15 protein-coding genes are annotated in these 16,043 nt (G+C 69.3%); 9 read left to right on the plus strand and 6 right to left on the minus strand.

The features are described 5' to 3' along the window. Positions 1–5 precede the first annotated feature (5 nt). The 3 genes from ribA to BIZ42_RS07430 all read left to right on the plus strand — a co-directional run bounded on the left by ribA (position 6) and on the right by BIZ42_RS07430 (position 3,263). The gene (ribA, locus tag BIZ42_RS07420; protein ID WP_070426031.1) at positions 6–1,139 is read left to right on the plus strand and encodes a GTP cyclohydrolase II RibA; all 1,134 of its coding nucleotides are present in this window, start codon (positions 6–8) and stop codon (positions 1,137–1,139) included. An 85-nt stretch (positions 1,140–1,224) separates the two neighbouring features. Continuing rightward, positions 1,225–1,749, plus strand: a complete 525-nt coding sequence (locus tag BIZ42_RS07425; RefSeq protein WP_070426032.1) for a PH domain-containing protein — start codon at positions 1,225–1,227, stop codon at positions 1,747–1,749. Continuing rightward, on the plus strand, positions 1,746–3,263 hold the full coding sequence (locus tag BIZ42_RS07430) for a PH domain-containing protein (protein WP_070426033.1): 1,518 nt from the start codon (positions 1,746–1,748) through the stop codon (positions 3,261–3,263). Before BIZ42_RS07425 ends, BIZ42_RS07430 begins: the two co-directional genes overlap by 4 nt. A 120-nt stretch (positions 3,264–3,383) precedes the next feature. On the opposite strand, the gene BIZ42_RS07435 is transcribed toward BIZ42_RS07430, so the two are convergent. Then, positions 3,384–4,442 (minus strand): CDP-glycerol glycerophosphotransferase family protein, encoded by a 1,059-nt coding sequence (locus BIZ42_RS07435; RefSeq protein ID WP_070426034.1) that lies wholly within the window; start codon positions 4,440–4,442, stop codon positions 3,384–3,386. Here BIZ42_RS07435 and BIZ42_RS07440 point away from each other — a divergent pair. After that, positions 4,441–5,259: a glycosyltransferase family 2 protein gene (locus tag BIZ42_RS07440; RefSeq protein ID WP_070426035.1), complete on the plus strand. Its 819-nt coding sequence runs from the start codon at positions 4,441–4,443 to the stop codon at positions 5,257–5,259. The two genes, BIZ42_RS07435 and BIZ42_RS07440, sit on opposite strands and share 2 nt — an antisense overlap. Here BIZ42_RS07440 and BIZ42_RS07445 read toward each other — a convergent pair. The 5 genes from BIZ42_RS07445 to def all read right to left on the minus strand — a co-directional run bounded on the left by BIZ42_RS07445 (position 5,244) and on the right by def (position 11,297). Continuing rightward, positions 5,244–6,557, minus strand: a complete 1,314-nt coding sequence (locus tag BIZ42_RS07445; protein WP_070426036.1) for an O-antigen ligase — start codon at positions 6,555–6,557, stop codon at positions 5,244–5,246. The two genes, BIZ42_RS07440 and BIZ42_RS07445, sit on opposite strands and share 16 nt — an antisense overlap. Before the next feature lie 111 nt (positions 6,558–6,668). Further along, positions 6,669–8,390 carry a glycosyltransferase family 39 protein gene (locus BIZ42_RS07450; RefSeq protein ID WP_046273112.1) on the minus strand — a complete coding sequence of 574 codons (1,722 nt, stop codon included), beginning with the start codon at positions 8,388–8,390 and terminating at the stop codon, positions 6,669–6,671. 26 nt (positions 8,391–8,416) lie between these two features. Continuing rightward, the gene (gene rsmB / locus BIZ42_RS07455) at positions 8,417–9,760 is read right to left on the minus strand and encodes a 16S rRNA (cytosine(967)-C(5))-methyltransferase RsmB (protein ID WP_070426037.1); all 1,344 of its coding nucleotides are present in this window, start codon (positions 9,758–9,760) and stop codon (positions 8,417–8,419) included. 1 nt (position 9,761) lies between these two features. Then, complete coding sequence (fmt, locus tag BIZ42_RS07460; protein WP_019183587.1) at positions 9,762–10,685, minus strand: methionyl-tRNA formyltransferase; 924 nt, start codon at positions 10,683–10,685, stop codon at positions 9,762–9,764. Between the two features lie 99 nt (positions 10,686–10,784). Next, positions 10,785–11,297, minus strand: a complete 513-nt coding sequence (gene def, locus BIZ42_RS07465; protein ID WP_019183586.1) for a peptide deformylase — start codon at positions 11,295–11,297, stop codon at positions 10,785–10,787. Positions 11,298–11,423: 126 nt separating this feature from the next. Between def and BIZ42_RS07470 the strand changes: the two genes are divergently transcribed. The 5 genes from BIZ42_RS07470 (at position 11,424) to BIZ42_RS07490 (ending at position 16,029) form a co-directional block, all read left to right on the plus strand. Beyond that, entirely contained in the window at positions 11,424–12,554 is a 1,131-nt protein-coding gene (locus BIZ42_RS07470; RefSeq protein ID WP_070426038.1) for a LysM peptidoglycan-binding domain-containing protein, read from the plus strand. A 74-nt stretch (positions 12,555–12,628) separates the two neighbouring features. Further along, entirely contained in the window at positions 12,629–13,768 is a 1,140-nt protein-coding gene (gene dprA, locus BIZ42_RS07475; protein WP_070426039.1) for a DNA-processing protein DprA, read from the plus strand. Between the two features lie 42 nt (positions 13,769–13,810). Beyond that, complete coding sequence (locus BIZ42_RS07480; RefSeq protein WP_019183583.1) at positions 13,811–14,284, plus strand: DUF494 family protein; 474 nt, start codon at positions 13,811–13,813, stop codon at positions 14,282–14,284. A 38-nt stretch (positions 14,285–14,322) separates the two neighbouring features. Then, on the plus strand, positions 14,323–15,075 hold the full coding sequence (locus BIZ42_RS07485) for a pilin (protein WP_070426040.1): 753 nt from the start codon (positions 14,323–14,325) through the stop codon (positions 15,073–15,075). A 45-nt stretch (positions 15,076–15,120) separates the two neighbouring features. Further along, entirely contained in the window at positions 15,121–16,029 is a 909-nt protein-coding gene (locus tag BIZ42_RS07490) for an RDD family protein (RefSeq protein ID WP_070426041.1), read from the plus strand. Positions 16,030–16,043: the final 14 nt, after the last annotated feature.

Here is a 16,043-nt window from a genome sequence, read left to right on the forward strand (position 1 = left end):
CCACGATGTCCCCCACGGCCCCTGCCATGTCTTCTGCTTCTTCCCTGTTCGGCGATCCGGCCGCGATCCGCTGCGAGCGCGCGGTGGCCGAACTGCGCGCCGGTCGCCCGGTGGTGATCGACGATGGCCACGGCCAGCGCCTGGCCTTCATCGCGCTGGACAGCAGCACCCGCACCAGCTTCACCGCCTTCGCCGCCGCCGCGGAAGATCGCCACTACCTGTTCCTCACCTCCACCCGCGCACGCGTGCTCGGCGTCAGTGCCGAACGTGGCGCGCGCGTGCCGCTGGCCGGCATCGACTTCGATGCACTGCCGTCGCTCAGCTACCTGCGCGATCCCGGCGCGATGCCGCCCGGCTGGACCGGCGGTGAAGCGCTGGACGATGGCGCGGTGGAGATTGCCCGCCTCGGCCTGCTGCTGCCGGCGATGGTCGGGGTGCTGTTGAACCCCGATGACCGCCGCTTCGACGGCTGCGCCCAGGTCTCGCTGTGCGACCTGAGCCAGGGCGCCGAGCAGGCTGCGCACGCGTATGAGCTGGTGGCCCGCTCGCCGGTCCCGTTGCGCGAGGTCGGCATGACCGAATTCGCGGTGTTCCGCGGTGGCGTGGCCCAGCGCGACCAGGTCGCGATCATCGTCGGCACGCCGGACCTGTCCGCCGTGGTGCCGGTGCGCGTGCACTCCTCCTGCCTGACCGGTGACCTGTTCGGCTCACTCAAGTGCGACTGTGGCGACCAGCTGCGGCGTGGCCTGCGCAAGCTCAAGGAGCTTGGTGGCGGTGTGCTGCTGTACCTGGACCAGGAAGGCCGTGGCACCGGCATCGCCGCGAAGATGCGCGCCTACGGTTACCAGCACGATGGGCTGGATACGATCGACGCCGATGCGCAGCTTGGTTTTGGTGCCGACGAGCGCCGGTACGGCAGTGCCGTGGCGATGCTGCAGGGCCTGGGCGTGACCCGCGTGCAACTGCTCAGCAACAACCCGACCAAGGCCCAGCGCCTGCGCAATGCCGGCATCGACGTGGTCGATTGCGTGCCGGTCACCGGCGACATCACCGCCGAGAACGAACAGTACCTGCGCACCAAGGCCGAACGCGCCGGCCACCTGCTCGATGTGGATGCACTGATCCAGGCCGCGCAATAGCCCACGGCAACCTGCTACCGTCTGCGCCACGGGCGGTTGCACCTGCACGCATGCGCCCGGCCCGTTTCCAGCCGAGCGCCCTGCCTTGTCCGATCTCCTCGACACTCCCGTGCCGCCGCCCCTGCCGCCGTCGCCCGCCGCGCCGGACTGGCAACCGCTGCCGCTGCGTTCGGCCTCGCTGGCCGCCTTCGGTGGCGCGATCGCCGGCGCGCTGCTGATCGGCGGTGCGTTCGGTGCGCTGTGGGTGGTGTTCGATCTGCCGGGGCGCTGGTGGGGCGCGGCCGGCATGGTGCTGCTGGGCGCACTGATCGGTGCCGCGCTCGCCTTCCGCCGCCAGCGCCGCACCTATTGGCGGCTTGATGCCCAGGGGCTCGGGCTGCGCCGTGACCTGCTCTGGCAGAACGAAACCCGCGTACCGACCTCGCGCGTGCAGCACCTGGATCTGCGGCGTGGCCCGATCGAACGCAGCGCCGGGTTGAGCACGCTGGTCGTGCATACCGCCGGCAGCCGCTTCAGCGCGGTCACCCTCAGTGGCCTGGACAGCGCCGATGCCGAGCGCCTGCGCGATACCCTGGCGCACCAGCTGGACCAGGACGACGACGCCCTGTGAGTATTCCGCCGCCGCTTGATGCCGCGCCGGAGCAGCGGCTGCATCCCTGGTCGTGGCTGTTCGTGCTGCTGATGCAACTGCGCCAAGGCCTGGTGCCGTTGATCGCGTTGGTGGTGTTCGGCCAGCGCGGCGACCGCGATGAGTTCTGGCTGTCGATCGGCCCGGTGATCGCCGTGGTGGTGCTGGTGGCGTACTCGGTGCTGCAGTACCTCACCTACCGCTACCGGATCGGGGCGACGGCAATCACGGTGCGCAGTGGCGTGTTCGCGCGCAATCGCCGCGAGATTCCCTTTGCCCGCATCCACAACGTGGTGGTCCACCAGAACCCGTTGCACCGCCTGTTCGGGGTGGCCGAGCTGAAGCTGGAATCGGCCGGCGGCAACCGCCCCGAAGCAGAGATGCGGGTGCTCAAGCTGGACCAGGCGCTCGCACTGGAGCGGCTGGTCCGCCAGCGTGGCCAGGCAGCGCCGGCCGCGGCCGCGGGCGAGGCGGCACTCGCCGAGCCGGCCGAGGACGTGCTGCTGGCGCTGAGCCCCGGCGAGGTCATCCGCATCGGGCTGTTGTCCAACCGCGGCTGGGTCGTGGTGGTGGCGGTCCTGGGTGCGATGCTGCAATTGTTCCCGCGTGGCAGCGTGTCCGATGTGATCGAAACAGGCGGACGCCAGGCCTTCGGCTATGCCAGCCACCTGCACCCTGGCATGTGGCTCTGGGCGATTGCCGCAGTGCTGGCCGTGGCCGGTTTCTGGGTGCTGCTGCGGGTACTCTCGGTGGTGCTCGCGCTGCTGCGCTATTACGGTTTCCGGCTCAGTGAGCACGAGCGTCGGCTGACCGTGGCCAGCGGACTGTTGACGCGCATGCGCACCAGCGTGGCGCGGCGCCGGATCCAGGCCTGGACGCTGCGCGAGACGGCCCTGCAGCGCTGGTTCCAGCGCCGGCAACTGCGCATCGATATCGCGGCCGGCAACCCCGGCGAAGGCGAGCGGCGTGACCTGCGCGAACTCGCGCCGCTGGCGACGCCGGCCGTGTGCGATGGGCTGGTCCAGCATCTGCTGCCACACCTGCAGTGGCCGCCGGCGCGCTGGCAGCCGGTACAGATGCGGGGCTGGTGGCGGCTGTGCCTGGGCGCGCTGTGCGTGGTTCCGCTGCTGACCGCGGGCGCGATCTGGTACGGCGGTCCGTGGGGCGCGCTGTTGCTGCTGTGGTTGCCGTGGTCGGCATTCCGCGCGCACCGGCAGATGGCCCGCATCGGCTATCACCTGGATGACGACTACGTGGCCGTGCGTGGCGGCTGGTGGCAGCGCTGGTGGCGCTTTGCAGAGCTGGACAAGCTGCAGGCGCTGCGCCTGACCCGCTCGCCACTGGACCGCCGGCTGGGCACGGCCAGCGTGTGGCTGGATACCGCCGGCGCGGGCATGGGCACGCCGCTGGTGCTGCAGTACCTGCCGGAGGCCGAAGCACGCGCGGTGTATGAGCAGCTGGGCCGGGCGTTGGCCAAGCGCCGCCTGCGCTGGTAGACGAGCCTCCACGCACGGCGTGGACCGACCGGATGAACACCGTCCACGCAGGGGGTGCATCCCGGTGCTGTCGGCTGCTCGCCGGCTCGCCCTAACCCGGCCGGCATCGCCACGGATGCTTCAGCGCTTGGCCGGCCCCCAATACCCGAGATCCTTGCGGATCTGCAGGCCGCGCGTCCACGCACCGAACGGTTTGCGCTTGAGCGTGCCGAGTTCGCCGGACAGGAAATCCTCGGTCGCGGCGATCACCCGCTCGGAGGAATAGCCATCGCGGAACGGGTGGATGGCATCGGCGTAGCGCCGGATCTCGGCCATCAACGCCGGCGCCGGATCCAACGCCTGGGCCAGCATCGCCGGCAGCTGCGTGGCGTCGTGGAAATCGATCATGTGCGGCTGCGGCACCCGGTTGCGGAAGGTGACCACCGGTTTGTGCTGCACGATGAACTCGGACACGATCGAGGAGGTGTCCGAGACCAGCACATCGGCGGCGCGCTGCGCGGCCATCACCTGTTCGGGCTCGATGAAGCGCGCATGCGGGCCAGCCAGCGCGCGGTAGCGATCGAACAGCTCCGGCGCGCACTTGGGGTGCAGGGTCAGCAGCCAGTAGTGGTCGCCGCGGTCGATGTCGGCCGCGATCTGGTCGTACAGGTGTGGCGCCGCGCTCAAGCGCTCGGTGAAGGTCGAACCGAACAGGATCACCGGGCGGCCCTGGGCTGGCACGCGCAATCCCGCGCTCAGGCCGCCGTCATCGCGGAACAGCGGGTCCAGCTTGGGCCAGCCGGTCTCGGCCACGGCGAAGTGGCCCTCGCGCGCGGCCAGCTCGCGGAACGGGGCGGTCGTGGCCGGGCCCTGGGTGCAGTACAGATCGAACAGTCCCCGCACCCGGAAGTGGCCACGGGCGCTGTCGCGCTTCTGCACGTTGAAACCGTGGAACACCTGCACCTTGGCCCCGGCGATGAACGGCGGCACCCAGTTGGCGGCACTGAACACCGCACGTGGGCGCAGCGCCAGCGCCTCTTTCAGGCCGACGTTGGGCACGCCGGGCAGCGATGCGCCGGCGGCGCCATCGGCGAACCAGGCCGACACCGATTGACCGGATGCGTGCAACGCCTGCGCCAGAGGGGCGAGAATGGGCAGCGCATAACGCTCCGTCGCAAACAGCAGGTACTCGGCCATCATGTCCTCCTCGACCGCTCCCACTGAACGGCCTCGCATTTCGGCCTGCATTATCGCGTTCAATGAAGCCGACCGCATCGGCGACTGCCTGGCCTCATTGGCCTTCTGCGACGAGATCGTCGTGGTGGACTCGCAATCGACCGACGCCACGGTGGCGATCGCGACGGCCGCCGGTGCCCGGGTCCTGCAACGCCGGTTCGATGGGTTCCGCAGCCAGAAGGCGTTCTGCGTCGAGCAGGCCACCCATGACTGGGTGCTGTGCCTGGATGCCGACGAGCGCATCAGCGACGCCCTGCGCGAGGCGATCCTGACCGCGCAGGCCACCGGCTTCGCCGGCCACCACGGCTACCGATTCGCGCGGTTGTCCGCGTATTTCGGCAAGTTCCTGAAGCATGGCAATGCCTACCCGGACCGGGTCCTGCGCCTGTTCGACCGCCGCCATGGCGGCTGGCGCGGCAAGCGCGAGATCCATGAGGCGGCCAGCGTGGATGGCGCGGTGGGCACCCTGCGGGGTGATCTGATCCATTACCCCTACCGCTCGCTGGAACAGCAGCTGCTCAAAACCCAGCGCTACGCGCGGATGATGGCCGAGCACGAGTTCGCGCGGGGCAAGCGCGCCACGCTGCCCAAGCTGATCCTGGCACCGGCGTGGCGGTTCTGGCGCGGGCTGCTGCTGCGCGGCGGCTTCCGCGACGGCTGGCACGGGCTGGTCTACGCCTATGTGCGCGCCAACTACGTGCGCCAGAAGACCATCATGCTGTGGATGCTGCAGAACGGGCAGCCGGTCACCGACCCGCCGCGGAATCAGCCCGACGCCTGAGCCTGGGCCTGGGCCTGGGCCCGCGCCAACGCCAGGCGCCGGGTATGGCCCTGGACGATCGACAACCCGGCCAGCAGGCCGACGATGGTGACGTAGAAGCTGGCCGTGATCTGGTGCGCGAACATCGACTGGGTGATCCCGCACAGCACGTAGGTCACCACCACCATGATCCCGGCGGCGGCCGGGCCACGGAAGGTCTGCTCGCCGCTGCGCCGGTGCAGACCGGTGAACACCCACAGCGGCACGCCATAGATCGCCAGCAGCAACAGCAGGCCCGGCGCGCCCTGGGTCGCGGCCCACTCGGCCAGATCGTTGTGCGCATGGCCCAGGTGGCAGCGCTGTTCACTCGGATCATCCCGGCACACCGGCAGGCGCTGCATGGCGCTGTCGAAATGGCCGATGCCCACCCCCGTCAGGGGATGGTCGAGGAAGGTTTCATAGGCCACCTGCAGCCGCTCCACGCGCGCACCGGCGGAGGAGTCGCTGTCGCCGCGCTCCATCCGCACCACGTCGTGCTTGAGCTCGGTCAGGCGGACCTGCTCGCGCAGGCTCGGGATGGTCAGGGTCAGGGTGCCGGCGATCGCCACCAGTGCCAGCAGCACGCCCAGGCGCGCACGCCCGGTGCGCCAGCGCAGGCTCATCGCCATCACCACCAGCAGCGCCAGCAGCGCCAGCCAGACGCCGCGGCTGCCGCTGAGCACGATGGTCACGCAGCCGGCGACCATGCCCACGATCACCCAGGTCCAGCGCTGGTGTGGCCGGCAGAAGACCAGCAGCACCATCAGCACCAGCACGATGTCGGCCAGCACGATCGCATTGGTGCTCAGGTCGGCACGCGGCGCGCCCCCGGCCACCTGCAGGATCGACAGCACCATCGTGCCGAGCAGGCCGGCCAGGGCACCTGCCCACAGCCAGCGGATATCCGGCCGCAAGGCACACACCCACAAGGCGATCCACGGGATCACGACGAACCGCGACCGGTTGTCGATATCGCGCAGCCCCTGCTCGAACAGATAGATCGAAAGCAGCGCGAAGGCGATCGCGGCCACCACCAGCCAGGCCAGCACTTTCACCGGCCGCCCGGCCAGGCCACGTGCGTGCCACAGGTAGTCCGGCGCCAGCAGCGTGCTCAGCAGCAGAAGGATGCCGTAGGGCAGCAGATTCTGCGGCAGGGTCAGCACCAGGGCGGGCATGCAGAACAGGCCCACGGTGGCGATCCAGTGCGCCACGCCGGCACGCCCCTGCAGCGGCGGCAGGGAAACAGGCGTGGCCGGCTCGGATCCACGGGAAAACGTCATTGCCAACCTCGATCGCCACGCGCAGGCACGCAGGCCCGTGACTGCACTGGACGCGACCGGCGCCCACGGTCCTGCGGTTCCGGCCCGGGCAGGCCGCCAGCAGTGCAGACCTCACTCATCGCCATCGATCCGGTGCAGCGCGCGTTCGCGCTCCTGCTCTTCGGCGCTGGCCACGCAGGGGCCATGGATGTCACCGGGCCTTACCAACCACCAACGCCGGCGGTTGGCGACCCCGGCCAGCTCGGCGCTGGTGCGGTCCACACAGGCCAGCAGTGCGTCCTCCTGCACCAGCAACCAACGCTGCTGCGGACGTGCCGCCTGCCAGGCGACGCCATCGCCCAGCTGCCGGTCCCAGCGTCGGTTGAAACCGAAGGTGGCGGCGTCCCGGTCGGCCATCAGCAGATTCTGCTCTTTCCAGGCGACCAGGCCCAGTTCGGCGTCTGGACCGATGCGCTGGCCGACCTGCTGCATCAGGCCGCGGGCGGAACTGGAGTCGTTGAACAGCGGGTAGCCGATCAGCCCGAATGCGACCCAGGCCATGGTCAGCGTCGCCACCACGGCCAGGTGGAAGCGGCGCACGCCGGCGATGCACAGGGTGAGCACGGCCCAGCAGCCGAGTGCGACCGCGACCCAGCCCAGGCCGGAGGTCACCGCGGTATCGATGCCACGGTCGAGAATCAGTTTGCGTTCGAAGCCCGGCTGCCCGACCAGCATCGACATGCCGATGCCGAGCAGGCCGGCCGCCAGCAGGGCCACGAAGCCGCCCAGCAGCCACTGGAACGCGCGCTTGCGCAGCAGCCCCGGCAGCAGCGGTGCCAGCGCCAGGCAGAACATCGGCAGCGCCGGCAGGATGTAGACGTCGCGCTTGCCGTTGGGGATCGAGAAGAACAGCACGATCAACAGCCACCACACCAGCGGCAGCAGGTAGCGCGCATCGCGCCGCTGCAGGCGCCGGCGCCAGGCCGGGATCGCCCACGGAATCGCCAGGAAGGCGGGGATCCACATCGAGGGCATCGTGCCCAGGAAGTACCACCACGGCTGGTGATGATCCCAGGACTGGGCATAGCGCTTGGCGGTCTGCCGGAACAGGATGTCGTCCAGGTAGGCCCGGTACTCGGCCGAGCCGCTGCCCAGCGCGGTCACCACCATCGGCACCAGCCACAGCGCGATGGCCAGCACGAACGCCAGCGGGCCGAGCCAGAAACGCCAGTCGCGGCAGTGCAGCTTGACCCGCGGCCAGCCGAGTACGGAGGCCACCGCCGCCGGAAGGATCATCAGCAGTGCGATCACGCCCACGCCCTTGGTGATCACCCCGAGCCCGGCGGCGAACCAGCCCAGCCACCACCAGCGCCATGCGGGGCCACTGAGCAGATGGCGCAGCAGGCCGTAGTTGGCCAAGGTGATGAAGAACACCACCAGCGGGTCGATCTGGGCCTTCTTGGACTGGAAGGTGAAGTGCAACGCGAACAGCAGCGCCCAGGCGGCATACAGCCCGACCCGCCGCGTCCACAACCGGCGGCCAAGGTCGTAGACACAGGCCAGGGTACCCAGCGCGGCCAGCAGCGAGGGCAGCAGGAACGCCACGCGCCAATCACCGATCAGCGAATACAGCGCAGCCTGCGACCACATCAGCATCGGGGGCTTGTCCGAATACAGCTCGGTGCCCCGGTGCGGGAACAGCCAGTCGCCGCTGTCCACCATCTGCTTGGCGACCAGTGCGAAGCGGGGTTCGTCGGATGGCCAGGGATCACGCATGCCCAGGCCAGCCCCCAGAACGAGCAGGGCCATCAGGGCAAGCAGCCAGAACTCTCGGGATGCGCGGTGGTTAAGCATGGGGCGGAATTCTAGCCGGGTTCGGTTCAACCCTTCTTTAGCAGACGCGCATAGAAGAAGCCGTCAGCACCGTCCTCACCCGGCAGGCGCTGGCGACCGGCCCAGGAATCGTGGCCATACGCCTCACCCAGCGGCAGGAAGCCCGCGCCACGCGTGCGCTGCAGGAACGCTTCGACCTGGAACTGATTTTCATCGCGCAGGATCGAGCATGTCGCATACAGCAGGGTTCCGCCGGGAGCGAGCATCGTCCAGCACGCATCCAGCAGGCGTGCCTGCAGCGCGATCAGGGCGTCGATGTCGGTCGGCCGGCGGTGCACCAGCACGTCCGGCTGCCGGCGGATGATGCCGGTGGCCGAACACGGGGCGTCGAGCAGGATGGTGTCGAACAACTGCCCATCCCACCAGCTGGCCGGATCGGTCGCGTCACCGGCCAGCACCTTCGCGTTCTGGCCCACGCCGGTGCGTGCGAACGTTTCGCTGATGCGCTTGAGCCGGCGCGGATCGATGTCCAACGCCAGCAGGTGCAGGGTCGGATCGCGCTCGAGCAGGTGCGCGGACTTGCCGCCCGGTGCGGCGCAGGCATCCAGTACGCGCGCGCCAAGGCGCGGCGCCAGCGCATCGGCCACCTGCTGGGCAGACAGATCCTGCACCGACAGCGCGCCCTCGGCGAAGCCGGGCAGCGCAGTGACTGCGACCGGCACCGGCAGGCGGATCGCATCGGCACCGATGCTGGAGGCTTCGGCAGCGATGCCGGCGGCTTCCATCTGCTGCAGCATCGCCTCGCGGCTGCCGTGCTGGCGGTTGACCCGCAGCCACAACGGCGCGGCCTGCAGGCTGGCGCTGAACACCGCCTCGGCCTCATCCGGCCAATCCTGTTCGATCTTTTCGGCCATCCACAGCGGGAAGGCATCGCGCGGCGGCAACGGCGGAATGCCTTCGCGCTGGGCACGGCGCAGCAGCGCATTGACCATGCCGGCCTGACGGTCACGGCCCATCGCGCGGGCGGCGTCCACCGTGGCCGAGAGCGCGGCGTGGGCGGGCAGCTCCAGCGCGTCGAGCTGGGCGAAGCCGACCAGCAGCAGCGCACGCAGCTCGTCCTCGCGCACGCTCAGCGGGCGCGGCATCCACTGCGCCAGCGCGGCATCGTAGGCCGCACGGCGGCGCAGCACGGCAAAGCACAGCGCCTCGAGAAGCGCGCGGTCGCGGCTGTCGTCCAGGGTCGGCAGGGCGGTGGCCAGTTCGGCCTTCAGCGAGCGGCCACGGCCGATCACCTGGGCCAGGACGCGCGCGGCCAGCACGCGCGTGGGGACGCCGGGGGCGGTGTGGGCGGTGTAGGGGCCTGCAGGCTTGCCGGAACGCGCGTTGGTCATCTCAGGCACCCACGCCGAGGTCGCGGCGGGCGTTGAGGTAATCGGCGGCGGTGATCGCCTTGCCGCCCTCACGCTGCAGCACGCGCAGGCGCAGCGCACCCTGGCCGCAGGCGATGTCGATGCCCTCGCGCGAGGCCGCCAGCAACGTACCCGGGGCCTTGCCCTGGTTGTCATCCAGCGCGATCGCACCATGGATGCGCACACGCTCGCCGGCCAGCATCGCCTCGGCGATCGGCCAGGGGTTGAACGCACGTACGGTACGGGCCAGCGCGTGGGCATCCTGCGCCCAGTCCAGACGGGCCTCGGCCTTGTCCAGCTTGTGCGCGTAGGTCACGCCCGCCTCGGGCTGCGGCTGGGCGATCGGCTTGATGCCCGCGCGCAGCAGGCCCAGGCCGTCGGAGAGCACCTGCGCGCCCAGCTCGGCCAGGCGGTCGTGCAACTGGCCGCCGGTATCGTTGGCACCGATCGCGATGTGCTGCTTGAGCAGCACCGGGCCGGTATCCAGTCCCGCCTCCATCTGCATCAGGCACACGCCGGTCTCGGCGTCGCCCGCCTGGATCGCACGCTGGATCGGCGCGGCACCGCGCCAGCGCGGCAGCAGCGAGGCGTGCACGTTCCAGCACCCGTGGGTCGGGATGGTCAGCACCGCCTTGGGCAGGATCAGCCCGTAGGCCACCACGACCATCAGGTCCGGCGCCAGATCGCGCAGCTGCTGCTGCGCTTCGGGGGTCTTCAGGCTTTCCGGCTGGAACACCGGGATGCCGCGCGCGATCGCTTCGAGCTTGACCGGCGACGGTGCCAGGCCACGGCCACGGCCGGCCGGGCGATCGGGCTGCGTGTACACCGCGACCACTTCATGGTGGCGGGCGGCGGCACGCAGCGAGGACACGGCGAACTCCGGCGTACCGGCAAAGACAATCTTCATGGCGACCCCACTAACAGAAAGTAAAACGGCGCCGGTGTCCGGCGCCGCGCAACAGGACCCGTCGCGCGGTCAGCCCGCGCGGCGGTCTCTGCCCTCACCTCAGGCAACGTGCTTGCGCTGCTTGGCCAGCTTCTTGCGCACCATCTCGCGCTTGAGCGGGGAGAGGTAATCAATGAACAGCTTGCCGTCCAGGTGGTCCATCTCGTGCTGCACGCACACGGCAAGCACGCCGTCGGTGGTCAGTTCCTGGGCCACGCCATGGCGGTCCAGGTAACGCACGGTGATCTGGTTGGCGCGGGTGACATCGGCAAAGATGCCCGGCACCGACAGGCAGCCTTCCTGGTAGACCTGGCCGCCTTCGTTGGCGACGATTTCAGGATTGATGAACACCATCGGGGTGTCCTTCTCCTCACTGACATCGATCACCATGAAGCGCTTGTGCACGTCCACCTGGCTGGCGGCCAGCCCGATGCCCGGGGCGTCGTACATGGTCTGGAACATGTCGTCGATCAGGGTCTGGAACGCCGGCGTGGTCACGTCGGCGGCATCGATCAACGCAGCCTTGGTACGCAGGCGCGGATCGGGAAATTCGAGAATGGGCAGGAGGGCCATGGCAAATACCGGTAGGGGGCGCCGGTCGAAGCGGCGTACAGGGCGATTCTATCGCCAACGCTTGCCCCGCGCCCCGGTTTCTGGACTATAGTGCGCGAACCTGTTGGGGAATCAGGCACCACATCTATGTTTGAACGAACTCGTACGGTCGTCGCCGTGGCGATGCTGACCGTTGCTACCTATGCTACCGCCGTGGAAATGAATGGCGGGCACCCGGATACCTATGTCGTGCGCAAAGGGGACACGCTGTGGGATATCTCGGCGCGCTTCCTGCAGAAGCCCTGGCTGTGGCCGGAGATCTGGCAGGCCAACCCGCAGGTCAAGAATCCACACCTGATCTACCCGGGTGACGTGCTCAGCCTGGCCTATCTGGACCGCGTCGTGGCCCAGCCCGGCCCGCGCCAGGAGGCCCCGATCAACGGCGTTCCCCTGGAGCAGGTCGAGCCGTTCCTGAAGCAGCTGAGCGTGGTCGACGAGGTCAAGTCGCTCCCGTATGTGGTCAACCTGGAAGACAACCGCCTGCGTGCCACCACCGGGCAGACCGCCTATGTGCGGGGCCTGGAGAACGCCCAGGTCGGCCAGCGCTACGCGGTGGTCCGCCCGACCGTGCAGTACGCCCTGCCCAAGCCGACCGAAGACCTGAACGCCCGCGGCGACACCACGCCCGGCAGCGGCAATGTCTGGAAAGCCTTCATCGTGCCCAGCAAGCGCCACCAGGCGCTGGGCTACGAACTGGCCCAGATCAACGTCGGCACGGTGAGCCGCGTGCAGAGCGGCGATGTCGAGGTGACCTCGCTGGTGCTGCAGGGCCAGGTCGATGGCCGCGAAGTGCGCGCCGGTGATCGCCTGGTGCCGGTCGAAGCCCGCCCGTACGATCTGCAGTTCGTGCCGCACGTGCCCGCCCCGCAGACCGCCGATCTGGATGTGCGCGTCCTGGCGGTGGCCGACACCTTCACCTCGGGCGGTCCGCGCGATGTGATCGCGATCTCCGCCGGCAGCGCCAACGGGGTCGACAACGGCACCGTGTTCTCGCTGTGGCGCCAGGGCCGCCACGTCGCCCACCGGATGGACTACCCGAACTCGTCGCGGATGGACGATTCGCTGACCAGCGGTGCCGGCCGGGTCACCCTGCCGGACGAGTACGCCGCCCACGCGATGGTGTTCCGCACCTTCGAGAACGTCAGCTACGCGCTGGTGATGGAAGGCGTGAAGCCGGTCCACGTCGGCTATTCGGCACTGCATCCCGATAAGCAGTAAGCGCGGCGGAATCCTACCCTGCCCTCCGACGGCGCCCTAGGGCGCCGTCGTCGTTTGCGCCTCAGGGTAAGCGGATGCCCATCTGCTGCCCTGCCTCCTCCACCGCCCTGCTCACCGTCGTCCTCGCCGGAGGCGCCCTGCCGCCCCGCCTGCGCCTGCTGCGCCAGTTCCCGGATGCGGCCGCGGCGCTGCGCGCCGGTCCGGGCGCCTGGCGCGCCGCCGGATGCAGCCCCGCGCAACGCGCCCGCCTGGCCTTGCCGGACGAAGGCTACCTGGCCCACGGCCTGGCCTGGCTGGCAGACGAACGCCACCACCTGCTGGCCCTCACCGATCCCGATTACCCGGCGCTGCTGGCCCAGATCGAGGAACCGCCCGTGGCGTTGTTCGTGGACGGAGACCCGACGCGCCTGTGGCATCCGGCGGTGGCGGTGGTCGGCAGCCGCTCGCCCTCCCCCGGCGGCCGCGAGCACGCGCACGCCTTCGCCACCGCGCTGGCCGGCGATGGCTGGTCGATCATCAGCGGCCTGGCGACCGGGGTCGATGCCCAGGCCCATGAGGGCGCCCTGCAGATCGCCGGGGGCATGACCGTGGCCGTGGTGGCCACCGGTCTGGACCAGACCTACCCGCCCCGGCATGCCGCCCTGCATGAACGGATTGCCGCCACCGGCGCGGTGGTCAGCGAATACGCGCCCGGGATGCCGGCGAGCCAGGCGCACTTCCCCGCACGCAACCGCATCATCGCCGGCCTCAGCCTGGGCACCCTGGTCATCGAGGCCGCCCAGCGCTCGGGGGCCCTGATCACGGCCCGCTGCGCCGCCGAGGCGGGCCGCGAGGTGTTCGCCCTGCCCGGCTCGATCCGCAACCCACGGGCCCGCGGCTGCCACCGGCTGATCCGGCAGGGTGCGGCGCTGGTCGAGGAGCCGGCGGAGGTGACCGCCGGCCTGACCGCCCTGGCCCAGACCCTGGCCGGGGCCTTGCGAACCCGATTGGACGCCCCCACTGAACAGGCACGACCGGCGCCCGAGCGCGCCCCTTCCTACACCGACCCGGACTACCAGTGCTTGTGGAAAGCCCTGGATCACGACCCAACGGGTATGGATTCACTGATCCAGCGCAGCGGATTGACGGCGGCCCAGCTGTCGGCCATGCTGCTGGTCATGGAACTGGATGGAAAGGTAATGGCCGCCCATGGTCGCTACTGTCGAAAACCCTAGTTTCTTCACCTCCACAGCGTCGTTGACGCAGGCCGAGGGGCAATGAAAGAGAGCATTCTGGATGTCCTGCTGTACCTGTTCGAACACTATTTCAGCGAAGACGCGGACCTCATCCGCGACCGCGACTCCCTCCAGAACGGCCTGATCCAGGCCGGCTTCAGCCCCACCGAGATCAACAAAGCCTTCGATTGGCTGGACGCGCTCGCCGAGCAGCGCCCGGCCGTCGTGCTGGGCCGTGTCAACGGCCCGGTGCGGATCTTCCATGGCCCCGAGCTGGACAAGCTGGACGTGGAAAGCCGCGGTTTCCTGATGTTCCTGGAGCAGCACGGGATTCTCGACGCCAGCCAGCGCGAGCTGGTACTGGACCGTGCGATGGCGCTGGACCAGGACGAACTGGACCTGGACGACCTCAAGTGGGTCGTGCTGATGGTGCTGTTCAACCAGCCCGGGGCAGAGGCTGCCTACGCCTGGATGGAAACCCAGATGTTCGTGGACGAGCCGGAACCGCTTCACTGACCTTACACTGAGCGCCTTGCGCATTCAGGAGCGGGCCGGTGGACCAGTGGTTCTTTGCAGAAGGAAACAGTCAGCAGCGCGGTCCGCTGCCTGCTGACGAGCTGATCGCGCTCTACCGTTCCAGCCGCATCGGGCGCGATACGCTGGTCTGGCGCGACGGCATGGCCCAGTGGCAGCCGCTGGAAACCGTGGCCGCCGAGATCGGGCTGGACCTCGCGCCGGCGGCCGAAACGCTGGCAGCGCCTGCACCCGGCCCGGCAGTGCCGCCGTCACTGCCGGCCGCGGCGGTCGCCCCCGGCGCACCCGTGCGCCCCGCCACCCCGACCCCCATCACCGTTCCGCCGCCCCGCAAGGGACTGAGCGGATGCGCGATCGTGGGCATTGTCGCGGCCGTGATCGTGGTGCTGGTGCTGATCGTCGGTGCAGTGCTTGCCGCGATCGCCCTGCCTGTCTACCAGGAGTACGTCGCGCGATCCAAGGCCAGCGACGCACTGGCGACGCTGGCCCCGATCAAGGTCGCGGTCGCCGGGTTCCACAGCGAGCACGGCCGCTGCCCGGTGAACGACGACGAAGGTTTCCAGCCGGCCGAAGGCTATGCCGACGGTGCGATCAGCACCGTGCGGATCGGCCGTTTCAACAACGGCCACTGCGGCGTGGAAGCCCAGCTCACCGTGCCCGGCAACGCCGCGCTGGATGGGAAGCTGCTGTGGTTGGACTACAACGGCGCCGATCATTGGGAATGCAGCGGCGAGCCCGATGACAAGTACCTGCCGCAGGAATGCCGCGGCTGATAACGGACACACGTCCATGGATGCACCCAACAGGGGATTGAAGCAATGACTGAGTGGTATTTCGCCGATGGCCAGGACCGACAGGGTCCGTTGAGCGCAGACGACATGCGCCAGCGCTTCCAGCGCGGTGACATCACCCTGGCCACGCTGGTGTGGCGGGAAGGGTTCGCGCAGTGGGCGCCCCTGTCCGAGGCCGTCGATGAGCTGCAGCTGCAGAACCTGGCCTCTGCGGCCAGCAACCTCGGCAGCGGCATCGACCTGCGCGGGGATTACACCGCCATCGACAACGGCACCGCCCCGCTGCCCGGCACCGGCGGCGGCACGTACTCGCCGTACACCGCGCCGGCCGCGGCCACCGGCTACGCCAACGCCGCGGTGGTCAACGGCCAGGACGTGGTCTATGCCGGGTTCTGGAAACGCTACGCCGCCTACTTCATCGATTACATCCTGCTCACCGTGGTCACCCTGCCGCTGAGCATGATCATCAACCTGACGGGTGCCGGCTCGGGCAACGAAAGCGTGCAGGTCGCGCTGACCCTGGTGGTGATGCTGCTCAGCATGGTCATCAGCATCGGCTACTACGCCGGCTTCCACGCCTCGCGCGGCGGCGCCACGCTGGGCAAGATGGCCGTCGGCATCAAGGTCGTGCGCGGCAACGGCGAGCGGATCAGCTTCCTGCGCGCGTTCTGCCGCTACCTGGCGACCATCGTCAGCAGCCTGATCCTGATGATCGGTTTCATCATGGCGGCCTTCACCGAGCGCAAGCAGGCCCTGCACGACATGATGTGCGACACCCTGGTGGTCGACAAGTGGGCCTTCACCGAGCATCCCGAGCTGCAGCAGCGCGGCCTGGGCACGGTCACCATCGTGATCCTGGTGCTGGCCGCGCTGGCCATGGTGGCCCTGTTCGGCGTGATGATCGCCATGATCGGCGTGATCGCATCGATGTCCTGATCCGGGCAATCCTC

The sequence above is a fragment of the Stenotrophomonas sp. LM091 genome (assembly GCF_001806305.1).
Taxonomy (GTDB): Bacteria; Pseudomonadota; Gammaproteobacteria; order Xanthomonadales; family Xanthomonadaceae; genus Stenotrophomonas; species Stenotrophomonas bentonitica_A.

Bases quoted from the DNA above. Each gene is read 5' to 3' on its own strand.
- BIZ42_RS07445 (WP_070426036.1), bottom strand. From the start codon at position 6,557: ATGACGTTTTCCCGTGGATCCGAGCCGGCCACGCCTGTTTCCCTGCCG.
- BIZ42_RS07440 (WP_070426035.1), top strand. From the start codon at position 4,441: ATGTCCTCCTCGACCGCTCCCACTGAACGGCCTCGCATTTCGGCCTGC.
- BIZ42_RS07435 (WP_070426034.1), bottom strand. From the start codon at position 4,442: ATGATGGCCGAGTACCTGCTGTTTGCGACGGAGCGTTATGCGCTGCCC.
- ribA (WP_070426031.1), top strand. From the start codon at position 6: ATGTCCCCCACGGCCCCTGCCATGTCTTCTGCTTCTTCCCTGTTCGGC.
- BIZ42_RS07470 (WP_070426038.1), top strand. From the start codon at position 11,424: ATGTTTGAACGAACTCGTACGGTCGTCGCCGTGGCGATGCTGACCGTT.
- rsmB (WP_070426037.1), bottom strand. From the start codon at position 9,760: ATGACCAACGCGCGTTCCGGCAAGCCTGCAGGCCCCTACACCGCCCAC.
- def (WP_019183586.1), bottom strand. From the start codon at position 11,297: ATGGCCCTCCTGCCCATTCTCGAATTTCCCGATCCGCGCCTGCGTACC.
- BIZ42_RS07480 (WP_019183583.1), top strand. From the start codon at position 13,811: ATGAAAGAGAGCATTCTGGATGTCCTGCTGTACCTGTTCGAACACTAT.
- BIZ42_RS07490 (WP_070426041.1), top strand. From the start codon at position 15,121: ATGACTGAGTGGTATTTCGCCGATGGCCAGGACCGACAGGGTCCGTTG.
- fmt (WP_019183587.1), bottom strand. From the start codon at position 10,685: ATGAAGATTGTCTTTGCCGGTACGCCGGAGTTCGCCGTGTCCTCGCTG.
- BIZ42_RS07450 (WP_046273112.1), bottom strand. From the start codon at position 8,390: ATGCTTAACCACCGCGCATCCCGAGAGTTCTGGCTGCTTGCCCTGATG.
- dprA (WP_070426039.1), top strand. From the start codon at position 12,629: ATGCCCATCTGCTGCCCTGCCTCCTCCACCGCCCTGCTCACCGTCGTC.